Raw genomic sequence first — 3,892 nt, 5'->3', positions numbered from 1 at the left:
CCACCTTGACCGCGGCGATCACCACCATTCTGTCGAAGAAATTTGGCGGTGCTGCCAAGAAGTACGACGAGATCGACAACTCGCCGGAAGAGAAGGCGCGCGGCATCACCATCAACACCTCCCACGTCGAGTACGAGACCGAGAAGCGTCACTACGCCCACGTTGACTGCCCTGGCCACGCCGACTACGTCAAGAACATGATCACCGGCGCCGCGCAGATGGACGGCGCCATCCTGGTCGTTTCCTCCGCCGACGGTCCCATGCCGCAGACCCGCGAGCACATTCTGCTTGCGCGTCAGGTTGGCGTGCCCTACATCATCGTCTACATGAACAAGGCCGACATGGTTGACGACGCGGAACTGCTTGAGCTCGTCGAGATGGAAGTCCGCGAACTGCTGTCCAAGTACGACTTTCCGGGCGACGACACCCCCATCATCGTCGGGAGTGCGCTGAAGGCTCTCGAAGGCGACCAGAGCGACATTGGCGAGCCCAGCATCATGAAGCTGGCCGACGCCCTGGACAACTACATCCCCGAGCCCGAGCGCGCCATCGACCGTCCCTTCCTGATGCCTGTTGAAGACGTCTTCTCCATCTCTGGCCGCGGCACCGTCGTCACTGGCCGTGTCGAGCGCGGCGTCATCAAGGTTGGCGAAGAGATCGAGATTGTCGGCATCGTCCCGACCGTCAAGACCACCTGCACCGGCGTTGAGATGTTCAGGAAGCTGCTCGACCAGGGTCAGGCTGGCGACAACGTCGGCGTCCTCTTGCGTGGCACCAAGCGTGAAGAAGTCCAGCGTGGCCAGGTTCTGGCCAAGCCTGGCTCGATCAAGCCGCACACCAAGTTCAGCGCCGAGATCTACGTGCTGTCGAAAGACGAAGGCGGTCGTCATACTCCGTTCTTCAACGGCTACCGTCCGCAGTTCTATTTCCGCACCACCGACGTCACGGGCAGCATTGAGCTGCCGGCGGGCACCGAAATGGTGATGCCTGGCGACAACGTCAGCATCAAGGTTTCGCTGATCCAGCCGATCGCCATGGACGAAGGCTTGCGCTTCGCCATCCGCGAAGGCGGCCGCACCGTCGGTGCAGGCGTCGTGGCCAAGATCGAAGAGTAAGGCGGGCGGGTTTGCTACAAGGCGGGCCTGGCGTGCGGAATGTGCGCGGGGTCCGGCCTTTAAGAATACAGGCCAATAGCTCAATTGGTAGAGCGTCGGTCTCCAAAACCGAAGGTTGGGGGTTCGAGACCCTCTTGGCCTGCCACAGGATAAGCCGTAAGGCGCACAGCATTCATGGCTGACAAACTCAAGCTGCTGGTAGCAGTGTTGCTGGTCATCGCAGGGGTGGCCGGCTTTTATTTTTTTGCGGACGCGCCAACTGTGGTGCGGGTGTTGTCCGTGCTGGCGGGTATCGTGCTGGCGGGCGTCGTTGCCGGAATGTCGGGTCCGGGCAGGCAGTTTTTCCGTTTCGCTCTCGAAGCGCGTGACGAGGCCAGAAAGGTTGTCTGGCCAACCCGCAAGGAAACCATCCAGATGACGGGCGTGGTGATGGCGTTTGTGGTCGTGATGGCGCTCTTTCTGTGGGCGGTGGACGGCATTTTGATGTGGCTGGTCAAGTTGGCCATGGGACAGGGGAGTTGAGTATGCGGTGGTATGTGGTTCATGCCTACTCCGGCTTCGAGAAAAGCGTCGCGCGCAATCTGGTTGAGCGTATCGAACGTGCGGGCATGAAGGATCGCTTCGGCGAAATCCTGGTGCCGGTGGAAGAAGTGGTGGAAATGAAAGGCGGTCAGAAAAAGACCGCCGAGCGCAAGTTCTTTCCCGGCTATGTCCTGGTGCAGATGGAGATGGACGACGATACCTGGCATCTGGTGAAGAGCACGCCAAAGGTCACCGGATTTGTTGGCGGAACCGCAACCAAGCCCGCGCCTATTTCCGAGAAAGAAGTGCAGTCCATCCTCGATCAGATGCGCGAGGGGGTAGAGAAGCCCAAGCCGAAGATTCTGTTCGAGGTGGGCGAGGTGGTCCGGGTCATCGATGGGCCGTTTACCGACTTCAACGGTAACGTGGAAGAAGTGAATTACGACAAGAGCAAATTGCGCGTGTCGGTGATGATTTTTGGCCGGGCGACGCCCGTCGAACTGGGGTTCGGTCAGGTCGAAAAAGGCTGAGCTCCGGCATCGACGCCGGAGTGCGGCATCCGGTTTTTCCGGAGAGGAGCGCGAGTAGGGCGACCCAAAGCGCGTTGGTACTCACTCATTAGGAGCCATCATGGCAAAGAAGATTGTCGGCTATATCAAGCTGCAAGTGCCGGCGGGCAAAGCAAACCCGTCGCCCCCCATCGGTCCCGCGCTCGGTCAGCGCGGCCTGAACATCATGGAATTCTGCAAGGCGTTCAATGCCAAGACGCAGGGTATGGAGCCCGGTCTGCCGATCCCGGTGGTGATTACCGCATTTGCGGACAAGAGCTTCACCTTCATCATGAAGACGCCGCCCGCGACGGTGCTGATCAAGAAGGCGATCAAGCTCGACAAGGGGAGCGCCAAGCCGAACCTGGATAAAGTGGGGACGATCACCCGCGCGCAGCTCGAAGAAATCGCCAAGACCAAGGAGCCTGACCTGACAGCGGCCGACATGGACGCGGCAGTACGCACCATTGCCGGTACGGCCCGTTCCATGGGCATCATCGTGGAGGGAGTCTAAGATGGCTAATACATCCAAGCGCTTGCGCGCACTCAAAGAGAAGATCGATCGCAACCGTAATTATCCGGTGGCCGATGCGCTGCAGCTGGTCAAGGAGACCGCAACCGCCAAATTCGACGAGTCGGTCGACGTCGCGATTAATCTTGGCGTTGACGCCCGTAAATCCGACCAGATGGTGCGTGGTGCGGTGGTGCTGCCGAAAGGGATCGGCAAGACGGTACGCGTGGCTGTGTTTGCCCAGGGCGATAACGCGCAGAAGGCGCGTGATGCCGGGGCGGACATCGTTGGTTTCGATGATCTCGCGGCCGACATCAAGGCCGGCAAGATGGATTTCGACGTGGTGATCGCCACCCCCGATGCCATGCGCGTCGTCGGCCAGCTCGGTCAGATCCTGGGCCCGCGCGGCCTGATGCCGAACCCGAAAGTGGGCACGGTGTCGCCTGACGTGGTGGGTGCGGTAAAGAACGCCAAGGCCGGTCAGGTGCAGTATCGCACCGACAAGGGCGGCATTGTGCACTGCACCATCGGCCGCGCCTCGTTCAGTATCGATGATCTGAAGGAGAACCTGGCGGCGCTGCTGGACGCGCTGCAGCGTGCCAAGCCCACCAGCTCCAAGGGTATCTATTTCAAGCGCCTGTCGGTGTCGAGCACCATGGGTGTGGGCGTGCGCGTCGATCAGGCTAGCGTCGGCGCGTGATTTCTGGTTGCGGGCATCTCTGCAAGGGGTGCCTGAATGAACTTTGGGCCGTCAGCCGGCAGGTTTGGCTGGCGGGTTGTCAAAGACCGTAGGGGCGTCGTTCGAGAGGCGTGAGGCGTAAGGGGTGATGTGTGAACCCCGGACAAATCAGCCTCCAGCACGCTTAATTGGTTGGAAGGAAGGTCGTTGGTGCGCGAGCGTGTTCCTCACGCTTTTCGCCTCACGCCTCACTGAAAGCTGCCCTACGCAGATGGCGTTCCCCAGCAGGATTTTCCTGTCAAGGCCGCCAGCCGGAGCGGGCAGCGCTCCGTAACTGAGAAGGAGGTTGGACCTTGAGTCTGAATCTGGAAGAAAAGAAAGCCGTCGTTGCCGAGGTGTCCGCGCAGGTTGCGGGTGCCCAGACGGTTGTTGTGGCCGAATACCGTGGCATCACGGTGGAAAACATGACCCAGTTGCGCGCGAAAGCACGCAAGGAAGGGGTCTATCTGCGCGTGTT

6 protein-coding genes and 1 tRNA gene are annotated in these 3,892 nt (G+C 60.4%); all 7 read left to right on the top strand.

Going from position 1 to position 3,892, the window contains the following annotated elements:
* On the top strand, window positions 1-1,115 hold a 1,115-nt coding region (tuf, locus tag Q0L94_RS02405), incomplete at its 5' end, for an elongation factor Tu (RefSeq protein WP_296749749.1).
* 69 nt (window positions 1,116-1,184) lie between these two features.
* A tRNA-Trp gene (locus tag Q0L94_RS02400) sits at window positions 1,185-1,260 on the top strand.
* A gap of 29 nt (window positions 1,261-1,289) precedes the next feature.
* Entirely contained in the window at window positions 1,290-1,637 is a 348-nt protein-coding gene (secE, locus tag Q0L94_RS02395) for a preprotein translocase subunit SecE (protein WP_296749747.1), read from the top strand.
* Window positions 1,634-2,167 (top strand): transcription termination/antitermination protein NusG, encoded by a 534-nt coding sequence (gene nusG, locus Q0L94_RS02390; protein ID WP_296749753.1) that lies wholly within the window; start codon window positions 1,634-1,636, stop codon window positions 2,165-2,167. Before secE ends, nusG begins: the two co-directional genes overlap by 4 nt.
* A 100-nt stretch (window positions 2,168-2,267) precedes the next feature.
* Window positions 2,268-2,699, top strand: coding sequence for a 50S ribosomal protein L11 (gene rplK, locus Q0L94_RS02385; protein ID WP_018079642.1), 432 nt, complete (start codon window positions 2,268-2,270; stop codon window positions 2,697-2,699).
* A 1-nt stretch (window position 2,700) separates the two neighbouring features.
* Complete coding sequence (gene rplA / locus Q0L94_RS02380; protein ID WP_296749745.1) at window positions 2,701-3,396, top strand: 50S ribosomal protein L1; 696 nt, start codon at window positions 2,701-2,703, stop codon at window positions 3,394-3,396.
* Window positions 3,397-3,728: 332 nt separating this feature from the next.
* A partial coding sequence (rplJ, locus tag Q0L94_RS02375; protein WP_296749751.1) for a 50S ribosomal protein L10 occupies window positions 3,729-3,892 on the top strand: 164 nt, incomplete at its 3' end.

This window comes from Thiobacillus sp., from assembly GCF_024708915.1.
Note: the sequence above shows the minus strand (reverse complement) of the source record. Positions and strands in the feature narration are given on the sequence as shown.